Below are 21,291 nucleotides of genomic sequence, written 5' to 3'. Positions count from 1 at the left end.
GTGGCCGACGACGGCACCTGGAGCTTCCCCGCGCACGTGCCCCTCGCCACGCTCGAGTACGGCTTCGCGATCCGGCAGTCGGCCTTCGGCCGGACCGAGACCTCCGACCGCTTCACCGTGCCGGCGGACACCTTCCGCGACGTCACCGTCGACCCGACCCCGGTCAGCGCCGGCGCCGTGAACGCCTTCAATGGAACCGCGACACCCGGTGCCGAGTACCGGGTGGTGAACACATCCGGCACCGAGATCGTCACCGGCGGGCCCTTCTCGCTCGACGAGCGCGGCCGATGGACCTTCCGACGGGTGGTGTCGAACGGAGCAACCGAGTTCCGCTTCGTGATCGAGCAGGCGACGATCGGGTCGTCACATCGAGCGGGTTGTTCACGCTCCGGGCTCGGCCGCGACGCATACGGCTACACCCCTTTCGCGATATGTCGTCTATATCTTGCTCACCGGTGACGTTTTGCGTGTCAAAACCAATATGCTGGCGCGATCGATCCACCGGGATCGATCCACGTGAAGAACGAGAGAGACACAAGCATGACGAGACCTCCACGACGGACGACCACCCTCGGTGCCGCTGGCCTCACGATGTTGACCATCGCCGCGAGCGTCGGCGTCAACGCTGCGAACGCCACCTCGCCGATGGACACCGAACGGACACAGGTCGGCCCCCTCATCACGGAGACGTCCGCGTTCGCGGGCGACCCCTCGACGCCGACCTTCAGCGCTCCGGGCGTTGCCGGAGCGGGCTCGGAGATCCCCGCGAACCGCCAGTCGACGATGGCAGCGGCGAGGGCAGCCGCGGTCCGGTGGTCCATCCCCGTCGCCGGTGAGACGACGACGGTGCGGCCGATGTCCGCTCCCGCGCTCTGCGTCACCGCCGGTTCCGCGTCGATCAACAGCTACTCGCCGGTGACCCTGGAGTCCTGTGTCGACGGTGACCCGAAGCAGCAGTTCCGACTGGCTGCCAACACGGGATCGAACAACCCCATCGGCACCGGGCTGCAGTCGACGTACAACCGCGGATTCCTCGGCCTGTTCAACACCGACTCGGTGATGCGGCTGCAAGGCCAGAACGTCGCGGACCGGTTGCCGAACACCGGCGACTTCGTCCCGTCGTTCAGCGCCCGGGTCGACGCCGTGGACGCGCCCACCAGGAGCGCCGACCTGTCCGGTACCGGAACCCCTGGCGCGACCGTCCTGATCGACGGTCGCCGACCGCAGATCGTCGACCAGCAGGGTCGGTGGACCGCGCGCGTGACCGAGCTGCCCTTCGGCACGAGCACGCTGCAGCTCGAGCAGTACGAGGGGAACGACCGCACCGGTCAGCTGGAACTCGAGGTCGACCTGCAGGTCACTGCCCTCACGTTCGAAGCCCGGTTCCCGACCGACCGGACCGCCGAGGTGACGGCCTCCGGCACAGCGCAGGTCGGCTCCGAGGTGAAGCTCTTCGGCCACGACGGCCTCCAGCTGGGCGAGACCGTGCAGACCGCGGCCGACGGTTCCTGGTCGACCACGATCCCGGCGCCGAACGCCGGCGGTGCATTGATGGTGACCGCGTCGCAGTTCATCGACAACGTCCGCGACACCGCACACGACGTCACGCGCAGCGTCGACTACGGCGCGGCCGTTGCGATCTCCACCCCGCAGGACGGCGCCGCACACCGCAGCGGTCCCGTCGCGATGGCGGGCACCGGCGAGCCTGGTTCCGCGGTCGAGATCGTGGAGGTCACCGCCGACGGCGAGCGCGTCGTCGGCCGCAGCCCGAACGGTGTCCTGCCGAACGGACGCTGGGACGTCGAGACAGAGGATCTCGACCGCGCGGAGCACGTGCTCCGCGCCGTGCAGAAGTCGAAGGGCGCGAACACCACCGTCGCCGAGGTCACGATCAACCCCGGCGAGAGCGGCCGACTCACCCCCGTCACGGTGACGGGCCCGTCGACGGTCACGCCGGGCGTCGTCAACACCATCACCGGCACAGGCGAGCCCGGGGCGACCTTCCGCGTGCTCAACGCTTCGGGATCGCAACTCGTCCCGGGAACCGGCGAGGTCGACGCGGACGGGCGTTGGTCCTTCCAACGCGCAGTGTCCCGCGGCGCGACGAAGTTCGAGTTCGTCATCGAGCAGACGAAGGGCGACCAGGGTCCTGAGCCGTCCCAGCTGTTCAGCATCGCGGCGAACCAGGGCTTCGCCCCGGTCGTCGTGAGCACACGATCGGTCGACCCGGGAGTCACGAACACCATCACCGGGACCGGCCCTGCCGGCGCGACGATGCAGGTCCTGAACGCCTCGGGCAACCAGATCGTGCCCGCGGACGTGACGGTCGACCAGAACGGCAACTGGAGCTTCGACCGCGCGCTCTCGCGCGGGGTGACGAAGTTCGACTTCAAGTTCTCCGTGTCCGTCTCCGGATCGGAGTACACCACGTCGCTCTACACGATCTACGCGAACACGCGTTGATCGCTTGACCGACGGGAACACCCCCGGGACCAGACGGCCCCGGGGGTGTTCCCTGTTCCTCCACCGATCGCTCAGCGCGCACTGCCCTCGACGACGATGCGGAGCGATGACGCCCCCGCGGGCGCGTCCGACGCCACCCCGACCACCGGCTGCCAGCGCAGCATCGACCCCGGCGGCATCGAAAACCCTCCACCGGTCTGCAGGGTGAACCGGAGAGTACGACCGTCGTCGCTCACCGTTCCTGCACAGAGGAGCAGGTTCGCACTCTCACGCCACCCCTCTCCCGGCTTCTGGTACATCCCGGGGATCGTCGTCTGGCCCGGCACGAACGTCGTCCCGTCGGGGCTCTGTACGGTGACCGTCGCGGTGATCGCCGAGATCTGCGCGTGGACCGAGACCTGCGCCTCGATCGGAGCATCCGTCCCACGCTCCAGCGCCACGGGCGTGCCCGCCGCTCCACGGATCACCTGCCACCCCGGGACGTCATCGCGATCGGCCGACACCAGGTGGTGCCCCTCGATCCGGTACGCCCGAGGTGCGCCGTTCCCGCTGATCGGAGCGCCGTTGCCGTAGACCCGGAGCAGGTCCGGCTGGGCGTGCGTCACCAGCAGGAACTGTCCGTCGCGGTACGGTCTGCCCCCGAACACCCGGTCGAGCACCGTGCCGGTCTCGTCGCCGTGGACTGAGCCCGCCGTGATGAGGGTGCCGTCCGGGTCGTACTGCTCGATGTGCAGGTAGGCGTGACCCGACCACGATGTGTGCGCGTTCCAGGACGTCGCCGCTCGCCAACCCAGGGTGCCGCGGCCGTCCAGCCACAGCACACCGATCGGACGGTTCGCCTGCCCTCGCGCCACGACGGCGTCACCACCGACGGCAGCGGTCGTGACGATGATGGAGTCCTCGGTGCCGTCGCTGCTCCGGAGTCGGACGGCAAGCCGGCCGGTGTCGGATCCGACGACGTCAGCCGCCGCGGTGGCATCGACCACCGCAGCCGAACCACGACCGCTCGCGGTGCCGAGCGCCGTGACGGCCGGAGCGTCGACCAGGCGACGCCCGACCGGCACCGTCGGGAGCGGACCGTCGATGACACCGACGGGCGGGTCGTAGCCGGGCACGACGTACTCGATGACACGGTGGCGCGAGTCGACGTTGTCCCAGATCCGCTGGTCGAGCGGCGGCAGTTCGCCGATGGCCGACCGCGTCGCGTCGGACATCGGGAACCCGAGGGCGTCGTAGAACGGTGCGAGGTTCCGATCGGCGACCCGAGACGCCGTCGTCACGAAGAGCGCGTGACGGTCATCGGTGGTGAGCACGTGCGGGTTCACGACCGCAGACTCAGCGCGGAGAGCCGCGAAGAACCGGGGCAGGAAGGCATCACCGAACGCACGGCGCAGCTGCTCCCACGCGAGCAGCCGGACGCGGTCGCTCGCCTCGAGCCAGTTCCGGTCCTCCGAGGCGAAGTACCGCTCGAACGACGCGGTCGTCTCGTCCCACCGGCTCCCGAAACCAAGCCCGTCCTGCACCGCGAGCGACGAGATGTTCGTGATGGTCTCGGCCGTCCCCGGGAAGGAGTTGATCGTCGACTCGTAGGTGTGCCCGATCTCGTGCCAGAGCGCCCACTGGTCGTGCAGCGGGTCGCGGAACAGGTCCCCGGCCGCACCGGAACTGACGTGGAACAGGATCCGGCCGTTGCTGGCGTTCGCGTACCCACCCCCGGTGTCCGGGGCAACGATGTGTATGCGGTGCGGATGCTTGCGCGACGCACCGACCGCGTCGTCGTCCAGTCCGTAGGTCGAGTCCGTGAGCTCGACGACCCGGTCCCAGTTCGCAGTCCGCGCAGCGAGGTCGTCCGCCGGGATCAGGGTGCCCGTCTTCGGCTTCTGGAAGTCGCCGAACATGCGGTCCGAGACGACCTCGACGAACGGGGCGGCCGCCCACCGCTCGAGGTCCGCGGCGAAGGACTCAGCGGTGCTCTGCCCACGCACCCAGGTCGGTACGGGTTCGCCCCCGGAGACCGTCGCCGTCGCCGAGCCGTCGTCCGCCGTGCTGACGAGCGACACCATGCCGTCGTGCACCGCGGTGACCTCGTTGACGCCGGGGACGAGCGCGGTCCGCCGGTATCCGACGTCGCGGCCGTCGTTGTGGGCCGCGTACGTGCCGATCAACCCGATCGCGATCTCCATGGTGGGCGCACCCTGCGGGATTGAGACCGTCACGACCTCGCCCGCCTCGACGAAGCGCCCGGCGGGCTGCAGGTCGCTGTGCGCGAACCGACGGCGCTCAGCAGAGGCAGCGGCGGACGCACTGCCGATCCCGTGCACGAGCACCGCAGTCTCCGACCCGTCGGCCGAGTGCTCGATCGCCGTACGACGGTCCTCCTGCCGGACGTCTGCCGCGGCGGGTACAGCACCGGTTCCGCTGGCCACAGCGACGACGATCAGTGATGAACAGAGCGCAGCCCATTTCCGCATGTTGAAATACTACATGCAATGCATACGGGACAAAAGTCAGCGCGGCCCGCGGTACAGCACGATCTGCGTGTTCCGCTGTGGCCTCGACCCAGCCTTGAGCGAGATCGCCGCCCCACTCGCGGTGGCGGCGAAGACCCGTGCGCCGGGCCGGTTGATGAGCTGGTCGGCCAGCGCCGACTCGAGCTCCCGCACCCGGTCACGCAGCGCCTTGTTCTCGTTCTCCAGGTCGAGCACCCGCCGGATCCCCTCCAGCGACACGCCCTCGGAGCCGAGGCGCGCGATCTCGCGCAGCTGCGCGACGTCTCGCATGGAGTAGCGCCGCGAACCGCCGCGGGTGCGGCCCGGCACGACCAGGCCGAGCCGGTCGTACTGCCGCAGCGTCTGCGGGTGCATCTCGGCGAGCTCCGCCGCGACCGCGATCGCGAAGACGGGCGAGTTCTCGTCCATGTCGGTCATGGCGTGTTCCTTTCCGTCGTCCGCGTGGGGTGGATACCAGCCTGGAGGCTCGGGGCGGCTTCCTGACGGAGCCGCGCCGAGCCTCCAGGCTGGGTCCACTGCTGTGGTCGCGCGCGCTAGTCGCGCGCCTTGGCGAGGAGGTCCTCGCGGGGGTTCTCGTCGGGCAGCGCGGCCGCGAGTGCCTCGACGGCCTCGCGTTGCTTCTCCGACAGGTGGGACGGCACCGCGACCTGGACGGTCGCGAGCAGGTCGCCCGTGCCGTTCTTCGTCGTGACGCCGCGACCCTTGACGCGCAGGACCCGACCCGACGGCGTACCGGGAGCGACCTTGAGCTTCACGGGCGAGCCGCCGAGCGTCGGGACCTCGATCGTCGCGCCGAGCGCCGCCTCGGTGAACGTCACGGGGACGTCCACGCGCAGGTTCAGTCCGTCGCGCTCGAAGACCGGGTGCTTCCGCACCGACACGGCGACCACCAGGTCACCCGCCTCACCGCCGTCGGGCGACGGTTCGCCGCGGCCGCGCAGACGGATCTTCTGACCGTCGGCGACACCCGCGGGGATGCGGACGTTCACCGGCCGACCGTTGCCCTGCGAGAGCTTGACCGTGTCGCCGGCGATCGCCGTGGTGAAGTCGAGGGTCGTCGACGCCGTGACGTCCCGGCCCTTCGTCGGACCGCCGAACCCGCGGTAGCCGCCGGAGGTCTGGCCGAAGCCTCCACCCCCGCCGAACATCCCGCCGAGGATGTCCTCGAAACCGCCGGCACCGCCCGGGCTGCCCTGGCCGAAGCGGACGCGCTGTCCGCCACCGCCCTGCTGCCCGAACATCCCGCCGAAGACGTCCTCGAACCCGCCCTGGCCCCCGCCGCCCGCCGTGAAGCGAGCGCCGGAACCCATGGCGCGGACCTGGTCGTACTCCTGGCGCTGCTCCTTGTCGGAGAGCACCGAGTAGGCCTCGCTGATCTCCTTGAAGCGGTTCTCGGCGGCGGTGTCACCCGGGTTGGAGTCCGGGTGGAACTGCCGCGCGAGCTTCCGGTACGTCTTCTTCAGCTCGGCGTCGGAGGCGTCCTTGGACACGCCGAGGACCTTGTAGAAGTCCTTGTCGAACCAATCCTGACTGGCCATGGATCACCTGCCTTCTTCTGTCGTCACCGTGGGGACCCGGCTCAGGCCGGGACCGCCACCGCGACCTTGGCCGCGCGGAGGACCCGCTCACCGAGCTTGTAGCCCGGCTCGACGACGTCCGCGACGGTCTGTCCGGTGGCACCCGGGGTGGGGAGCTGGACGATCGCCTCGTGGATGTTCGGGTCGAACGCCTCGCCCTTCTCGCCGATCTGCACCAGCTTGAACTTCTCGAAGCCCCCGCGGATCTTCTGGCCGATGACCTGCATCGGGCCCTCGGCGAGGTCACCGTGGGCCTCGGCCCGGGTGAGGTCGTCGAGCGCCGGCAGCAGTGCCCGCACCACTTCGGCGATGGCGACCTCGCGGTTGGCCTCACGGTCACGCTCGACGCGCTTTCGGAAGTTCACCAGCTCGGCCTGCGCACGGAGCATGTCCGCACGCATCTCGGCGACGAGGTCGCGGTCCTCGGTGCTCAGCTTGTCCTCGGCGATGCCGCGGGCGGCGTCGGCGAGCAGTGCCTCGTCCTCCGGGGAGAGGTCGTTCGCTGCGTCGGCCGCGGGGCCCCCGGCGGCGGGGCCGTCCATCGGTACTTCGACGTCGGGCCCCTCCGCCTCGATGAGGTCCTCGGGCTCGGCCGCGTTCGTGGCGTCGCCCTCGACCTGGGGCGCCGGGTCTTCAGGCACAGGCTCGTTGGGCGCGTTGTCCTTGGGATCCGTCATCGTTACTTCTTGTCCTTGTCGTCCTCGTCGTCCACGACCTCGGCGTCGACGATGTCCTCGTCGTCGGCCGGCTGCTCACCCGCGGGCTGCTCGCCACCGGCGGTGCCGGATGCTGCGTCCTGCTGGCTGTAGATGGCCTGGCCGAGCTTGCCCTGCGACTCGTTGAGCTTGTCGAAGGCGGACTTCACGGCGTCGTCGTCCTCGCCCGCGAGTGCGGACTTGAGCGCGTCGACGTCGGCCTGCACCTCGGACTTGACGTCCGCGGGGAGCTTCTCGTCGTTCTCCTTGATGAGCTTCTCGATCGAGTAGACGAGCTGCTCGGCCTGGTTGCGACGCTCGTTGGCCTCGCGACGGGCCTTGTCCTCGGCTGCGTGCTCCTCGGCCTCGCGGACCATGCGCTCGATGTCCTCCTTCGGCAGCGACGAGCCGCCGGAGATGACCATCGACTGCTCCTTGCCGGTGCCCTTGTCCTTCGCGGACACGTGCACGATGCCGTTGGCGTCGATGTCGAAGGTGACCTCGACCTGCGGGACGCCACGGGGAGCCGGTGCGATGCCGGTGAGCTCGAAGGTGCCGAGCGGCTTGTTGTCGCGGGTGAACTCGCGCTCGCCCTGGAAGACCTGGATGGCGACCGACGGCTGGTTGTCGTCAGCGGTCGTGAAGGTCTCGCTCCGCTTGGTCGGGATCGCGGTGTTGCGGTCGATGAGCTTCGTCATCAGGCCGCCCTTGGTCTCGATGCCGAGCGACAGCGGCGTGACGTCGATGAGCAGGACGTCCTTGCGCTCGCCCTTCAGGACACCGGCCTGCAGTGCGGCGCCGACGGCGACGACCTCGTCCGGGTTGACGCCCTGGTTCGGGGACTTGCCACCGGTCAGCGACTTGACGACCTCGGCCACGGCGGGCATGCGGGTCGAGCCACCGACGAGCACCACGTGGGCGATGTCGTTGACCGAGACACCGGCTTCCTTGATGACGTCGTTGAACGGCTTCTTGGTGCGGTCGAGCAGGTCGGAGGTCATCTGCTCGAACTGTGCACGCGAGATGGTCTCGTCCAGGTTCAGCGGGCCCTCGGCGGTGAGCGTCAGGTACGGGAGCTGGATGTTCGCCGACATCTGCGACGACAGCTCCTTCTTGGCCTGCTCAGCCGCTTCCTTCAGGCGCTGCTTGGCGATCTTGTCCGTGGACAGGTCGACGCCGTGCTCGTCCTTGAACTTCTTGACCAGGTAGTCGACGATGCGCTGGTCCCAGTCGTCGCCACCGAGGCGGTTGTCACCGGAGGTCGCGCGGACCTGGATCGTCGAGAAGTCGTCGTCCTTGCCCACCTCGAGCAGGGAGACGTCGAACGTACCGCCACCGAGGTCGAAGACCAGGATGAGCTCGTCTTCCTTGCCCTTGTCGAGGCCGTAGGCCAGTGCGGCCGCGGTCGGCTCGTTGATGATGCGGAGGACGTTGAGGCCGGCGATCTCACCGGCGTCCTTCGTGGCCTGGCGCTCGGCGTCGTTGAAGTACGCGGGCACGGTGATGACCGCGTCCGTGACATCTTCGCCGAGGTACTGCTCGGCGTCGCGCTTGAGCTTGCCGAGCGTGCGGGCCGAGATCTCCTGCGGCGTGTACTTCTTGCCGTCGATCTCGGTGGTCCAGTCGGTGCCGACGTGACGCTTGACCGACGCGATGGTGCGGTCGACGTTCGTCACGGCCTGGCGCTTGGCGGTCTCGCCGACCAGGACCTCGCCGTCCTTCGTGAACGCCACGATCGACGGCGTGGTGCGCATGCCCTCGGCGTTGGCGATGACGGTGGGCTCGCCACCTTCGAGAACTGCGACGACGGAGTTGGTGGTTCCGAGGTCGATGCCTACTGCACGTCCCATGTGTTGCTCCTCTTGCTTTGGGGGTAAGTCGTTGGACTTGCGTCCGATGGACTCAACCCTACTCCTGAGTCACCTGGAGTCAACTTCTGAGAAAGCAAACCTGCGCCGGTCTCACTCAACACCCAGGCGCGTCGGCGAGCACTAGCACGTTCGTATGTTGATATTTCACATGATATTCTGGATGTACATGCGCCGTTGGAGTACCTCGACGGGCGTGTCCCTTCCCGCACAGCCGCCGTCGCGCGGCCTGTCCTGAAAGATGCACATGTCTCACAAGAAGAGGGCATCAACTGCCCTCAAGTCCATGGGTGCGGCCGGGCTGGCCGCAGCCACCATCGTGTCTGGCCTCTCCTTCGGCGCGGCCCCGGCCACTGCCGCTGGTCCTGGAGCGGAGCCGTCCGAGCGGGTCGTCGGTTCCCTCGTGCTCCGAGAAGCGCGAACGGACACATATTTTGCGGTCCAGGCAGCCAACCTTGGCTCCGGGGCTCTCAATGGCGCATCAGCAAAGGCGTACACCACGTTTGCTCAAGCAAAGGCATCGGCGGATCGCGTCGAGTTTCCCGCGCCCGGGACTCGTGGTGTCATCAAAAACTCGAAGGGCCAGTGCCTGAGCAGCCTTGGAGGCATGTACGCCCCGTGGTCAAGCAACTGCGGGACAGCGGCAGGCCAGTTCACGATGAGTGAGAACCTTGGACTCGGGGTCTACCGAAACTCGGCCCAGACTGGTTTCTACCTGGGATACTTGTCCGGCTATTCGCTGGCGACCTACGACGAGATCGTCGCGTCGATCAACAAGCCGCTGGTCGCCAGCGTCACGAGCACGAGCAACATCAACAAGTCGGCGGTCATCTCCGGAACGGCGACGCCGAACCAGACCGTCACGATCGGCTCCAAGACTGTCAACGTGAATGCGGACGGCAAGTGGAACATGACGGTCACCGGCCTCGTGAACGGCGCGAACTCGCTCGTGGCCATCCAGAAGCGCGGCGCCACCGAGATCGACCGTCAGAACGTCTCGGTCACGATCGTCGAGGGCGGCGGCCTCTTCGGCGTCGACCAGGGCCCCGTCGAGCTCGAGCGCGGTGAGACCACCCAGGTCCCGTTCGTCGTCGAGAACCGCGTCTCGCGCACGAACACCAAGGGCACCGTGGTGCTGACCGCTCCGGACGGTGCGACCTTCTCCGAGCAGGACACCGTCCAGGGCTCGTGGCGTCGCGTCGGCAACACCGCATGGAACGCTTCCACGTCCATCCCGCTCTCGAACGGCCGTCTGTCCAACGACAACACGACCCTGACGTTCGACGCGGACTGGGCCAGTGAGCGTCCGACCGACCAGCAGTACCGCTTCCTGATCGACGTCACCGCTGCGGCGGATGCGCCCGAGGCTCCGAGTGCCATGGAGTTCGACTTCAGCGGAACGAGCAGCACGAACGACTTCCGCGCCCAGGGCTCGACGTCCACCACGGTCGGCACCTCGGTCGTGGCCCTGACCGCCGAGGTCTCGTCGGTCGACGACGACGCCCGTTCCGCCGTGGTGTCCGGCACCGCCACCCCCGGCGCCGACATCTCGATCGGTGACGAGACGACCAAGGCCGACGCCACGACCGGCGCCTGGTCGATCACGGTCGGCGACCTCGAGGTCGGGGACAACGACCTCGTCGTGATCCAGGAGGTCAACGGCCGTGAGGTCGACCGCAAGACCGTCACCGCGACGGTCGAGGGCCGCGCGGAGCTGGCCCCGATCACGCTGTCCGGGCCGGCCTTGGTCACCCCGGGTCGCTCGAACACCTTCACCGGCACCGCCGAGCCCGGCGCCACCTTCCGCGTGCTCAACGTCTCCGGCACCCAGATCGTCCCCGGCGCCTTCCAGGTCGGCGCCGACGGCCGCTGGACGTTCAACCGCGTCGTCTCCAACGGCGCACCGAACTTCCGCTTCGTGATCGAACAGACCAAGAACGGCCAGACCGTCACGTCCGAGCTCTTCACGATCAACGCGACGGCCCTCGCACCGGTGACCGTCACGGGGCCGGCCGCCGTCCGCCCCGGTGTCTCGAACACGTTCACCGGCACCGCCGAGCCCGGCGCCACCTTCCGCGTGCTCAACGTCTCCGGCACCCAGATCGTCCCCGGCGCCTTCGAGGTCGGCGCCGACGGCCGCTGGACGTTCAACCGCGTCGTCTCCAACGGCGCACCGAACTTCCGCTTCGTGATCGAACAGACCAAGAACGGCCAGACCGTCCGCTCCGACCTGTTCACGATCAACGCCACCGAGCTCACGCCGGTGACGGTCACGACGCCGGACCGCGTCATCCCGGGTCGCTCGAACACCTTCACCGGCACCGGTGAGCCCGGCGCCACCTACCGCGTGCTCAACGTCTCCGGCACCCAGATCGTCCCCGGCACCTTCCAGGTCGGCGCCGACGGCCGCTGGACGTTCAACCGCGTCGTCTCCAACGGCGCACCGAACTTCCGCTTCGTGATCGAACAGACCAAGAACGGCCAGATCGAGAAGTCGAAGCTGTTCACGATCGACGCTGCGGACTTCGCCCCCGTCACGGTCGACAACCGCTCGGTCACGCCGGGAGTGTCGAACCACTTCACCGGCACCGGTGAGCCCGGCGCGACCTACCGTGTCCTGAACGTCTCGGGTACGCAGATCGTCCCCGGCAGCTTCCAGGTCGGCAACGACGGCAAGTGGGCCTTCGACCGCGTCGTGTCCCGCGGTGCAACCGAATTCCGATTCGCCCTCGAGGTCACCAAGAACGGCCGTACCGAGGTCAGCGAGCTCTTCACCCTCGCAGCCGACACCCAGTAGCTCCCCGGCGGCCCTCCTGTCGCACCACGACAGGAGGGCCGCCCCCCTCTGCTCCCGGAAGGAACCCGATGAACACCACGATCCGCCGCGGCCTCGCCGCAGCATCCATCGCCCTCGTCGCCGCGTTCGGCGTCACCGCCTGCAGCACGTCTGACGCGAAGGGCCCCGCGCCCACCGCCTCGAGCACGACGAAGGCTGCTCAGACCACCTACAACGAGTGCATCGACGGAGCCGTGCAGCTCTGGGACGAGGACGAGGACTCGGACAAGACGATCACGACAGAGGACTGCGCAGCGGCGAACCTCATCAGCTCGAACCGCACCTACGACCTCGGCACGATCGGCACCATCACGGTCGAGGCGAGCAACGCCACGATCTCGGTCTCCTCGACGAAGAAGGTCTTCTTCAGCGGATCCAACAACAGCCTGACCTACGAGGGGGAAGCCCCCAAGGTCGACGACCAGGGCAAGGGGAACACCGTCACGGCGGCCGGCTGAGTCCAGCCCGCGCAGCCACAACGAGGAGGGGACGGAAGCCTCACTTCCGTCCCCTTCTGCGTGCAGTATTGTTCTTTCAGATGTGATGTTTTAGACTGATCACCGAACCCGACCGGAGGCCCCCTTGAACTACCTCGTCGTCATCCGCGCCCTCGTCTCGGGCTGGTGGATCATCGCAGGTGCCACGCTCCTCGGAGCAGGCCTCTCCCTCGTCGTGACGAGCATCACGCCGCCCACCTACCAGGCATCGACCTCCTACTACGTGTCCGTCGCCGGGGACACCTCGGCATCCGCCGGCGAGATCGCGCAGGGGTCGAACGCCGCACAGCAGAAGATCAAGTCGTACATGCAACTCGCGACCTCCCCCCGCGTCCTGCAGGGCGTGGTTGACGAGCTCGAACTCGACACCACTCCGGCGGCCCTGGCATCCAGGATCACCACCTCCGTCGACGCCGGCACCGTGATCATCAAGATCGCCGTCCAGGACGGGTCCCCGAAGGTCGCCGCCACGATCGCCGAGCAGGTCGGCAAGCGGCTCGCCGGCGTGGTGCAGCAGATCGAACCCCGCGGCGCCGACCAGACGCCGTCGGTGCGACTCGAAGAGGTCACGCCTGCGAGCGAGCCCACCACCCCGATCTCCCCTCGGAAAGCAGCAGACCTCACGCTCGGTCTGGCCGCTGGCCTCGCCGCCGGTGCTGCCCTCGCCCTGCTCCGGGCTGCGGTCGACACCCGCATCCGCTCGGGAGAGGACCTCGACGTCGACGTCCCCGTGGTCGGGGACATCGCGTTCGACACCGATGCCGCTCGCCGTCCCTTGATCGTCCGGGACGAGGTGAACACCCCGAGATCGGAGGCCTTCCGCAGCCTCCGCACGAACATCCAGTTCCTCCGCACCAGCGGCGCCCCCACCATTGCCGTGACCAGCGCCAGACCGTCCGAGGGCAAGACCACCACCACCGCCAACCTGGGCATCGCGTTGAGCAAGAGCGGCATGCGCACGGTGATCATCGACGCCGACCTCCGTCGACCGAACGTGGCCTCCGTGATGAGCATCGAGGGGGCCGTGGGGCTCACCGACCTGCTCGTCGGACGCGTCGAGCTGGAAGACGTCCTGCAGGACTGGGGCCTCGATGGTCTCGCCGTACTGCCGGCCGGCACGATCCCGCCGAACCCGAGTGAACTGATCGGGTCGGAGGCGATGACCCGCGTCCTCGCCGAGCTCGCGTCGCGGTTCGACGTCGTGCTGGTCGACACACCGCCGGTCCTGGCCGTCACCGACTCGGCACTCGTCAGCACCCTCGTGTCGACGACCCTGCTGGTCACCGCCGCCAACCAGACGAAGCGCTCCGACGTCCGGCTGGCGATCGAGGCACTGGCACGGGTCGGGCAGCAGGTCGCCGGCATCGTCCTCACCAAGACCAAGCACAAGGCTTCCCGCAGTGCGTACTACCGCTCGGACTACACGAGCCCTCGCACCACCTGACCGACGACAAGGACACGATCGATGCAGTCCCCCCGCCGCACACGCACCCTCCGCACGAAGCGCCTCCTCGACATCGTCGGTGCCGCCGTCGCGCTCGTCGCACTGTCACCGGTCCTCGCCGTCGTGGCGGGGCTCGTGGCGATCCGGCTCGGTCGACCAGTGCTCTTCCGGCAGCTGCGTCCCGGACTCAACGGCGTGACGTTCACCATCCTGAAGTTCCGGACGATGCTCGAACCCGACCCCGCCGCCGGCCTCGTCAGCGACCGTGATCGCCTCACGTCGTTCGGCTCGTTCCTCCGGTCGACGAGCCTCGACGAGCTCCCCAGCCTGTGGAACATCCTGCGGGGTGACATGAGCTTCGTCGGTCCCCGCCCGACCCTCTGCCGGTACCTCGACCTCTACACCGCCGAGGAGTCCCGCCGACACGACGTCCTGCCCGGTCTGACCGGTCTCTCCCAGGTCCGTGGCCGCAACGCGCTCCCGTGGCCCGAGCGCCTCCGGTCGGACGTCGAGTACGTCGACACCGTGTCGCTCGGCCTCGACCTCCGCATCCTGCTCCGCACGGTCGTCGTCGTGCTCCGACGCGAGGGCATCGCCGCGCCGGGCCACGTCAGTTCCGACGACTTCGAGGGGACCGCGGCGATGACGGGTGGATCACGGTGAGGACCGTCTGGATCGTCAACCACTACGCGCACCACCGCGAGCGGGACGGCCGCGCGACCCGCCACCAGCACCTCGCCGCGGGTCTGACCGAGCACGGGTGGCGCACGGTGGTCATCGCCGCCGGCACGGACCACCCCTCCGGCCGCTCCCACCTGCACGGGACGACGCTGCGCGAGCGCTGGACCGGCGACGGGTACGAGTTCTGCTGGCTCCGGGGAGTCGACCACCGTGGTGCCGGCGCTCGCCGGGCGATCCGTCGCATCGCCGACATCGGCCTGTTCACCGCGCTGCTGCTCCGGCCGGGTTCGCTCCGAGGGCTCCCCCGACCGGACGTCGTGATCGGTGGGTCCTTCCATCCCCTGGCGGCGTGGGGCGCCTCGGTGCTCGCACGACGGATGGACGTGCCGTTCGTCTTCGAGCCGCGCGACCTCTGGCCGGAATCAGCCCTCGGGCTGGCGGGCATGACCGAACGGCACCCGCTGGTCCGGCTGCTCCGGCGGCTGGAACGGACCGTCGTCCGCCGGGCAGCGCACATCGTCTCCCCGCTCGAGGGCGTCGGCCGGTACTACGCCGACCGCGGTCAGCCCACGCCCTTCACCTGGGTCCCGAACGGTGTCGCGCTCGACGAGCGAGCCGACGAACCCGGCGAACCCGACACACCCGACGCACCCGAAGAGCCTGCGGACGAGCCCGACACCGCACTCGCGCCCGCTGACGACCGCTTCACGGTCACCTACATCGGCTCGATGGGGCCGGCGAACGCGCTCGAAGCCGTCCTCGACGGCTTCGACCTCGCCGCCCGCCGGGCAGCCGCGAGCGGCGGCCGGCGTCTGGTGCTCCGCATGGTCGGGGACGGATCGGACGTCAGCGCGCTCCGGGAACGCGCGTCGCGCCTCCAGGCCGGCGTGGACGTGATCTGGGACGGACGGGTGCCGCAGGACGACGCCCGCCGCATCGGGCGCCGAGCGGACTGCCTGGTCGTCAACATGCACGACCTGCCGCTGTACCAACACGGCGTCTCGATGAACAAGCAGTACGAGTACATGCTGCTCGGCCGCCCGTTGCTCGTCGGAGCACCCGTCCCCCTCGAACCCGTGGTCGCTTCCGCCAGCGGCCTGCACGTCCGGCCGGACGACCCCGAGGCGATCGCCGAGGGCATCCTCACGCTCGCGGCGATGTCCGCCGCCGAACGCGAGGCCATGGGTGCCCGCGGCCGCGACCATGTCGTGCGCGAGCACGACTACCGAGTCCTGGCCGGCGTCCTGGCCGGCGTCCTCGACGACACCGTCGCCGCCTGACCCCTCCCTGTCCCGTCCCGTCCTGTCCGTCCCGTCCGAGGAAACCCGAGCATGCTCCCCGACATCGTCCACGTCTCCAGCGCCCACCCCTGGGTCGACAACCGCGTCCATCTGCGGGAAGCCGCGGCAGCGGCCGACGCCGGCTACCGCGTCCGCCTCATCGCGGTCGAGTCCGACCTCGGCGCCCCACCCACGGCCGTCGAGGTGGTGCGGATCCCACGGCGAGCGCGTGTCCGGCGCATGGTCGTGTCGACGACGCAGGCACTCGCCCTCGCGCTGCGGTCGCGTGCCCGGGTGGTGCACCTGCACGATCCCGAACTCATCTGGACCATCCCGGTGCTCCGGCTGGCCGGTCGCACCGTCGTCTACGACGCGCACGAGGACCTGCCCGACCAGGTCTGGGGCAAGGACTACCTGACCCACCGGCAGCGTGCCGTGTTCGCGTGGCTCTCGCACGGGCTGCTCCGCGTGGCCGGCACGGCGAACCGGGTGGTCACCGCGACCGAGTGGACCGGACGCCGGTTCCCGGCACCGCGCCGGATCGCGATCCACAACTTCCCCTTCGCGCGTCCGGAAGACGACGCCCAGGTCGGCCTGGAGGCGCGGCCCGCCCTGGTCGCGCACGTCGGCGTCCTGAGTCACGACCGTGGCATCGACGTGCTCGCGTCCGTCGTCGAGGAACCGTCGTTCCCGGCGGGATGGCGGGTCGAGATGGTCGGCTCGATCGACCGGGCGACGTCGACGGAGCGGTTGCGTGCCGCCGAGGCCACCGGCCGGGCTGTGCACGGCGGCGTCGTCGGTCCGATGGAAGCGCGCGACCTGCTCCTCCGCGCCCGGATCGGCGTGGTCCCCTTCCGTCGGACGCCCGTCACCGACCAGATCTTCCCGACGAAGCTGTTCGAGTACCTCGCGGCCGGACTCGCCGTCATCGCCACCGACATCCCCCTGTGGCGGCACCTGTTGCGCGGGGTCGAGTGCGTGACCTTCGTCCCCGCTGACGACCCCACGGCCATCGCCGAGGCGATCCGCCGGTACGCGGACGACCCCGCGCTCCTCGAGCGGCACGGTGCCGAGGCCCGGCGGGCGGCCGCGCGGTTCACCTGGGCCCCGGAGGCCGAGCGGTTGGTCGAGATGTACGACGAACTCCTGCCCGGCGTCCGCGCAGCACGATCGACGCCGACGGCCACCCGGTGACGCGGGCGACGATCGACCGGGCCGAGCTCGCACGTCCGGTCGGACGGGTGACGGGCGTGTTCGTCGCGGTCGGGCTCCTCGGCCTCACGATGAACTGGATCTCGGCGAACCTCGTCGCGCCGATCTTCTCGTACCTGGGGTACGGCTACGTCCCCGCGCCCTGGCAGGCACTGCTCGTCGTCATCGTGCTGACGACCGGGGTGGCGCTGACGCTCCCCCGGGTGCTCGTCCGGCCGTCGCACGTCGTGCTCTGGACGATCTTCGTGGTGTGCGTCAGCCCGACGATGATCATGAGCATCTCGACCGGGTACGTGTCCACCGCCACGGCGATCGCGCTCAGTGCCGCGGTGGGGACGGCGTTCGCACTGGTCAGCCTGGCCACGCCGAGCGGCGCGACTGCTCCGGCAGCCCGGGTCGAGCCGGCGGACGACGTGCTGGTCATCGGCGCGCGGCGGATCGACCGTGGCACGCTCACCTGGCTGGTGTGCGGCCTCTACTCCCTCGTCACCTACGGCCTGATGGCGGCCACGGTCGGCATCCACATCCGGTTCCTGGCGCTCGACGACATCTACGAGGTGCGTGCCGACTACTCGGCCGACGTCGGGACCGGTGGTGCCCTCGGGTACCTGCTGACCGGTCAGGCGTACGTGATCAACCCGCTGGTCCTCGCGCGCGGCATCTTCCGTCGCCGCCCGTCCCTGGTGGTCCTCGCCCTGGCCGGGCAGTTCCTGCTGTACTCGAGCACCGGGTTCAAGGCAGTCCTGTTCTCGTTCATCGCCGTCCTCGGGATGGCGGTGCTGTTCCGGGGCGCGAAGCCGGCGCGGTCGCTCGCCTTCCTCGGCGCGCCCCTCGCGATCATGATCGTCTCCGCGGTCGCCGACGAGGTGCAGGGCGGCATCACCTGGACGTCGGTGTTCACCCGTCGCTTCATGCTGACGCCGGGGCTGCTGTCATCGGTCTACGTCGACTACTTCTCCGACAACCCCGTCGCACGCTACGGGTACTCGTTCCTCAGCCCCTGGATCGAGTACCCGTACGATCTGCCGCCGCCGAAACGGATCTCCGACTACCTGGTGCCCGGGTCGGTGGGCTACGCGAACGCCAACCTGTTCGCCGACGGGTTCGCGAACCTGGGGTGGATCGGGATCTTCGTCGCGGCGGCTGCGCTGTTCGTCTGGCTGCGGTTCCTCGACGGCGCGAGCCGGGGGCTCCCGATGCGGGTCGCGGCGATGGCAGTGGTGATGCCGAGCATCATGCTGTCCAACACGTCCATCTTCACGGCGATGCTCTCGCACGGGCTGCTGATGGGGACGCTGATCCTGCTGATCGCCCCGCGCAGCGGCTGGGAGCGGGCCTCGCCCAGACGGCGGCCCACCGCTCCGGGCGACGATCGGCTGCGAGCACGGTCCCGGAGCGGCCGCCGTTCGGCGATCGTGGGCGGAGCACCCGCGCCCGCGCTGACACAGGTGTCGGCACCGGCCCCGATGCTGCTCCGCGCGGTGCCGGTGCAGGGTGCTGGGCGCCGCGATGCTGCAGCACGTGCGCGGATCGCTGGCCGGACCGACCGGCGGAAGGTGCCGGGGCGTCGGGCAGCTCAGCCCTCGCGGACCCGGAGCACCGCGCCGGCACCGGCCACGACCGCTGTCGTCGTCGCAGCCCAGTCGTTGTCCACGAGCACCAGGTCGTTGGCCGTCTGGCGGCACAGCACCCCGTAGACGGCACCGCTCTCGACGCTGCCCTCGTACCGGTTGCCCACCAGGTGCCCGCGGTTCTCGGTGGCGCGGACGTCGATCGCGACGGACGTCGCCGTGCCCTGTCGCCGCAGCCCCGCGATCCGGTTGCCGACGAGCGTGATGCCGTCGTTCGAGTGGTACAGGGAGAGCCCGCGACGGACTCCGCCCGGGCAGTGGTTGTGCGCGACGATCAGGTGCCGCGTCAGGTAGACGAGCACGGCCCCGTCGCGGTCACCGTCCCCGTACCCCGTCACCGTGTTGCGGAGGACGATGCCGTTCGCCCGTTCGGCGGGGTCCCCGACGGTCTCGCCCGCGCCGCGGATGACGATGCCGGACCCGGGGCCGGACGTCGTGCGGCGGACGACGTTGTCGATGACCGAGCAGTCGAGGGGCGCGTACTTCGTGGCGCCGGCGTTCGCCTCGTCCTTCGAGGGGACGACGGCGATCCCCACCCGGCAGTTCTCGACGAGGTTGCGGAGGATCGCGATGGACTGCCCGCCGTGGGTGTCGATGCCTTCCCACGCAGGGACGTCGGAGACGTGGTTGTCCGCGATGACGATCCGGGCCGAACGTGGTGCGCCGAGGAGTCCGGTGGTGGTCGCGCGGACGGCCTCGATGCCGTAGGAGTTCAGGTACGGCGCGGGCTGGGTCACCCGCGCGATGCGGTTGCCGCGCACCGTGCCGTCGATGCACGAGAACATGAGCACCCCGGCGTAGCCGACGTCGGCGATGACGCAGTCCGCGACGGTGAACGCCATGCAGTGGTCGAGCAGGACACCGTCGTGGGAGAAGTCGCGGATGTCGGCGCCGTGGATCCGGACGTCGCGGAACGGCCGGGTGACGGTGCCGACGACGTGGACACCCCGACCGAGTCCGGAGTGGTCCGACCCGGAGCCACGGAGGACCGCGTCGATGATGGTGACGTCCGACGCGGCGACGACGACCAGGTCGATGTCGCGCGTGGTGGAGAGCGATCCGCCGACGAACCGGATCGTCATCGCGCGGTCGATCCGCAGCGGCTCGGACAGCGCCCAGTGCCGGGTCACGACGAGCACGGCACCCGCGTCGGTGGCCGCGACGGCGTCCTGCAACCGGGCGACCCCGGCGTCGGTCACCGTCCGGGCCGTGTCTGCTGGAGCGGGATTCGAGCGCCCGGACGCGGCAGCCGGGCGGGTCCCGGTGGCGAGCAGCGCGGCGGGGATCGCTCCGGCCGCGCCGAACAGCGCACCCCGTCGGCTGACGACCGACCGGGGTGTCCGGAGCGGCGTCACCGCCCGACTGCTTCCGGCATCGGCGAGACGCCGGACAGCGAGCGGTACAGGTCGAGCAGGACGTGCTCTTCGTGGTCCCACCGGAAGCGTTCGAGCACCAGGGCGCGGCCGGCTTCGGCGTGCTGTCGCAGCAGCTCAGGATCGCCGTCGTACCGGCGGAGTGCGGCCACGACGGCCTCCGGGTCACCCGGTGGCACCCACGTCGCGCAGTCGGCGCCGTCGAGCAGCTCGCGCCAGAGCGGGACGTCGGTCGCGACGACCGCCAGTCCGGCCGCCAGGTACTCGAACAGCTTGGTGGGGATCGACGCCGCGTAGGCCGGCGTCGGCAGGAGTGGGAGGAGCCCGACGCGGGCCGTCACCAACAGGTCGCGGGCTGCGTGGGGTGCCAGGACGCCGCGGTGGTCGATGCGCCCGGTGTCGACCAGCGCATCGAACGCACCGCGGTCGACCGCGGAGTCGATCGGACCGGCGGTGACCACGCGCCAGCCGTCCGGGAGCTCGGGCGACGCCGCGACCCCGGTCAGGACGTCGATCCCCCGGTCGCGGCTCATCGACCCGAGGTAGACGGCCACCCGACCACGAGCAGCGGCCGGCGGGGCGTCGGTCTCCTCGGCTCGGAGCCGTGGGACGTTCCGGACCAGGACGGTCCGGTCGGCGCGGAAGCGGCGCGCGATGGTCGGCGTCGCGGCCACCACGGTGCGTGACCGGCGTGCGAGGGCCACTGCCGCGTGCGCCGCCACCGTGCTGCCGCGGCGGGCCACGGGGCCGAGGTACTCCTTGCCCCGCACCTGCTCCGGCAGGTCTTCGTGGGCGTCGTACACCACCGTCCGGTGCAGCACACGCAGGAGCGGGAGCGCCCACAACAGTTCGGGGTCGTGCAGGTGCACGATCGGCGCCCGTGACGAGAGTGCCGCCCCGACGACCTGGACCGAGGACACCAGGACCCGTCGCCCGCGACGCCGAGCCGGGATGCGTCGGACGTACACCCCCGTCTCGGGATCGGGCAGGTGCCAGTCCGGATCAGCGCCGACGCCTGCGGCAGCGACGGCGACCAACGCCGTGCGGTACCCGGCACGCGCCGCGCTCGCCGCAGCACGGAGGTGCACTCGGTTGTCGGTCCACGGGTGGGCGCTCGAGACGTGGACGATGTCGAACGGGCGGGGTCGAGGGGCCATGCAGCGAAACTATGGGGCGGCGCGGCCCCCGAGCGAGTTATCTACATGTTGCATTCCAGCAGGCGGG

16 protein-coding genes are annotated in these 21,291 nt (G+C 69.8%); 8 read left to right on the top strand and 8 right to left on the bottom strand.

The annotated features are described in order from the left end of the window. On the top strand, positions 1 to 459 hold the full coding sequence (locus DEI98_RS03010) for a hypothetical protein (RefSeq protein WP_111099853.1): 459 nt from the start codon (positions 1 to 3) through the stop codon (positions 457 to 459). Between the two features lie 11 nt (positions 460 to 470). Here DEI98_RS03010 and DEI98_RS18210 read toward each other — a convergent pair whose 3' ends face one another. Next, the gene (locus tag DEI98_RS18210; protein ID WP_146243394.1) at positions 471 to 902 is read right to left on the bottom strand and encodes a hypothetical protein; all 432 of its coding nucleotides are present in this window, start codon (positions 900 to 902) and stop codon (positions 471 to 473) included. Here DEI98_RS18210 and DEI98_RS03005 point away from each other — a divergent pair. Further along, positions 856 to 2,463, top strand: a complete 1,608-nt coding sequence (locus tag DEI98_RS03005) for a hypothetical protein (RefSeq protein ID WP_146243393.1) — start codon at positions 856 to 858, stop codon at positions 2,461 to 2,463. The two genes, DEI98_RS18210 and DEI98_RS03005, sit on opposite strands and share 47 nt — an antisense overlap. Before the next feature lie 71 nt (positions 2,464 to 2,534). On the opposite strand, the gene DEI98_RS03000 is transcribed toward DEI98_RS03005, so the two are convergent. From DEI98_RS03000 to dnaK, 5 genes are all read right to left on the bottom strand, one after another. After that, the gene (locus DEI98_RS03000; RefSeq protein ID WP_181437906.1) at positions 2,535 to 4,889 is read right to left on the bottom strand and encodes a M60 family metallopeptidase; all 2,355 of its coding nucleotides are present in this window, start codon (positions 4,887 to 4,889) and stop codon (positions 2,535 to 2,537) included. An 81-nt stretch (positions 4,890 to 4,970) separates the two neighbouring features. Beyond that, on the bottom strand, positions 4,971 to 5,381 hold the full coding sequence (locus DEI98_RS02995) for a heat shock protein transcriptional repressor HspR (protein WP_110865490.1): 411 nt from the start codon (positions 5,379 to 5,381) through the stop codon (positions 4,971 to 4,973). Between the two features lie 125 nt (positions 5,382 to 5,506). Next, positions 5,507 to 6,511 (bottom strand): DnaJ C-terminal domain-containing protein, encoded by a 1,005-nt coding sequence (locus DEI98_RS02990; protein ID WP_110865475.1) that lies wholly within the window; start codon positions 6,509 to 6,511, stop codon positions 5,507 to 5,509. Between the two features lie 41 nt (positions 6,512 to 6,552). Then, a complete protein-coding gene (locus DEI98_RS02985) occupies positions 6,553 to 7,227 on the bottom strand; it encodes a nucleotide exchange factor GrpE (RefSeq protein ID WP_258370723.1) in 675 nt (224 codons plus the stop codon). Between the two features lie 2 nt (positions 7,228 to 7,229). Further along, entirely contained in the window at positions 7,230 to 9,095 is a 1,866-nt protein-coding gene (dnaK, locus tag DEI98_RS02980) for a molecular chaperone DnaK (RefSeq protein WP_111099850.1), read from the bottom strand. A gap of 742 nt (positions 9,096 to 9,837) precedes the next feature. On the opposite strand from dnaK, the gene DEI98_RS02975 reads away from it, so the two are divergent. From DEI98_RS02975 to DEI98_RS02950, 6 genes are all read left to right on the top strand, one after another. Further along, a complete protein-coding gene (locus DEI98_RS02975) occupies positions 9,838 to 11,910 on the top strand; it encodes a hypothetical protein (RefSeq protein WP_111099849.1) in 2,073 nt (690 codons plus the stop codon). A gap of 68 nt (positions 11,911 to 11,978) precedes the next feature. Next, positions 11,979 to 12,407, top strand: coding sequence for a DUF3060 domain-containing protein (locus DEI98_RS02970; protein ID WP_110865478.1), 429 nt, complete (start codon positions 11,979 to 11,981; stop codon positions 12,405 to 12,407). 124 nt (positions 12,408 to 12,531) lie between these two features. Beyond that, entirely contained in the window at positions 12,532 to 13,890 is a 1,359-nt protein-coding gene (locus DEI98_RS02965) for a polysaccharide biosynthesis tyrosine autokinase (RefSeq protein WP_111099848.1), read from the top strand. A gap of 21 nt (positions 13,891 to 13,911) precedes the next feature. Next, on the top strand, positions 13,912 to 14,553 hold the full coding sequence (locus tag DEI98_RS02960) for a sugar transferase (protein ID WP_111099847.1): 642 nt from the start codon (positions 13,912 to 13,914) through the stop codon (positions 14,551 to 14,553). After that, entirely contained in the window at positions 14,550 to 15,851 is a 1,302-nt protein-coding gene (locus tag DEI98_RS02955; protein WP_181437905.1) for a glycosyltransferase family 4 protein, read from the top strand. The genes DEI98_RS02960 and DEI98_RS02955 overlap by 4 nt, the downstream gene beginning before the upstream one ends. 51 nt (positions 15,852 to 15,902) lie before the next feature. Then, positions 15,903 to 17,045 (top strand): glycosyltransferase, encoded by a 1,143-nt coding sequence (locus tag DEI98_RS02950; protein WP_110865481.1) that lies wholly within the window; start codon positions 15,903 to 15,905, stop codon positions 17,043 to 17,045. Positions 17,046 to 18,639: 1,594 nt separating this feature from the next. Here the strand turns inward: DEI98_RS02950 and DEI98_RS02945 are convergent. Beyond that, positions 18,640 to 20,049, bottom strand: a complete 1,410-nt coding sequence (locus DEI98_RS02945; protein WP_110865482.1) for a right-handed parallel beta-helix repeat-containing protein — start codon at positions 20,047 to 20,049, stop codon at positions 18,640 to 18,642. Further along, a complete protein-coding gene (locus tag DEI98_RS02940; RefSeq protein WP_111099845.1) occupies positions 20,046 to 21,224 on the bottom strand; it encodes a glycosyltransferase in 1,179 nt (392 codons plus the stop codon). The genes DEI98_RS02945 and DEI98_RS02940 overlap by 4 nt, the downstream gene beginning before the upstream one ends. Between the last annotated feature and the right edge of the window lie 67 nt (positions 21,225 to 21,291).

This window comes from Curtobacterium sp. MCLR17_034, assembly GCF_003234485.1.
Taxonomy (GTDB): domain Bacteria; phylum Actinomycetota; class Actinomycetes; order Actinomycetales; family Microbacteriaceae; genus Curtobacterium; species Curtobacterium flaccumfaciens.
This window is presented reverse-complemented; position numbering and strand designations above follow the sequence as displayed.

Bases quoted from the DNA above. Each gene is read 5' to 3' on its own strand.
- DEI98_RS03005 (WP_146243393.1), top strand. From the start codon at position 856: ATGTCCGCTCCCGCGCTCTGCGTCACCGCCGGTTCCGCGTCGATCAAC.
- DEI98_RS02950 (WP_110865481.1), top strand. From the start codon at position 15,903: ATGCTCCCCGACATCGTCCACGTCTCCAGCGCCCACCCCTGGGTCGAC.
- DEI98_RS02970 (WP_110865478.1), top strand. From the start codon at position 11,979: ATGAACACCACGATCCGCCGCGGCCTCGCCGCAGCATCCATCGCCCTC.
- DEI98_RS02940 (WP_111099845.1), bottom strand. From the start codon at position 21,224: ATGGCCCCTCGACCCCGCCCGTTCGACATCGTCCACGTCTCGAGCGCC.
- DEI98_RS02960 (WP_111099847.1), top strand. From the start codon at position 13,912: ATGCAGTCCCCCCGCCGCACACGCACCCTCCGCACGAAGCGCCTCCTC.
- DEI98_RS02995 (WP_110865490.1), bottom strand. From the start codon at position 5,381: ATGGACGAGAACTCGCCCGTCTTCGCGATCGCGGTCGCGGCGGAGCTC.
- DEI98_RS02985 (WP_258370723.1), bottom strand. From the start codon at position 7,227: ATGACGGATCCCAAGGACAACGCGCCCAACGAGCCTGTGCCTGAAGAC.
- DEI98_RS02990 (WP_110865475.1), bottom strand. From the start codon at position 6,511: ATGGCCAGTCAGGATTGGTTCGACAAGGACTTCTACAAGGTCCTCGGC.
- dnaK (WP_111099850.1), bottom strand. From the start codon at position 9,095: ATGGGACGTGCAGTAGGCATCGACCTCGGAACCACCAACTCCGTCGTC.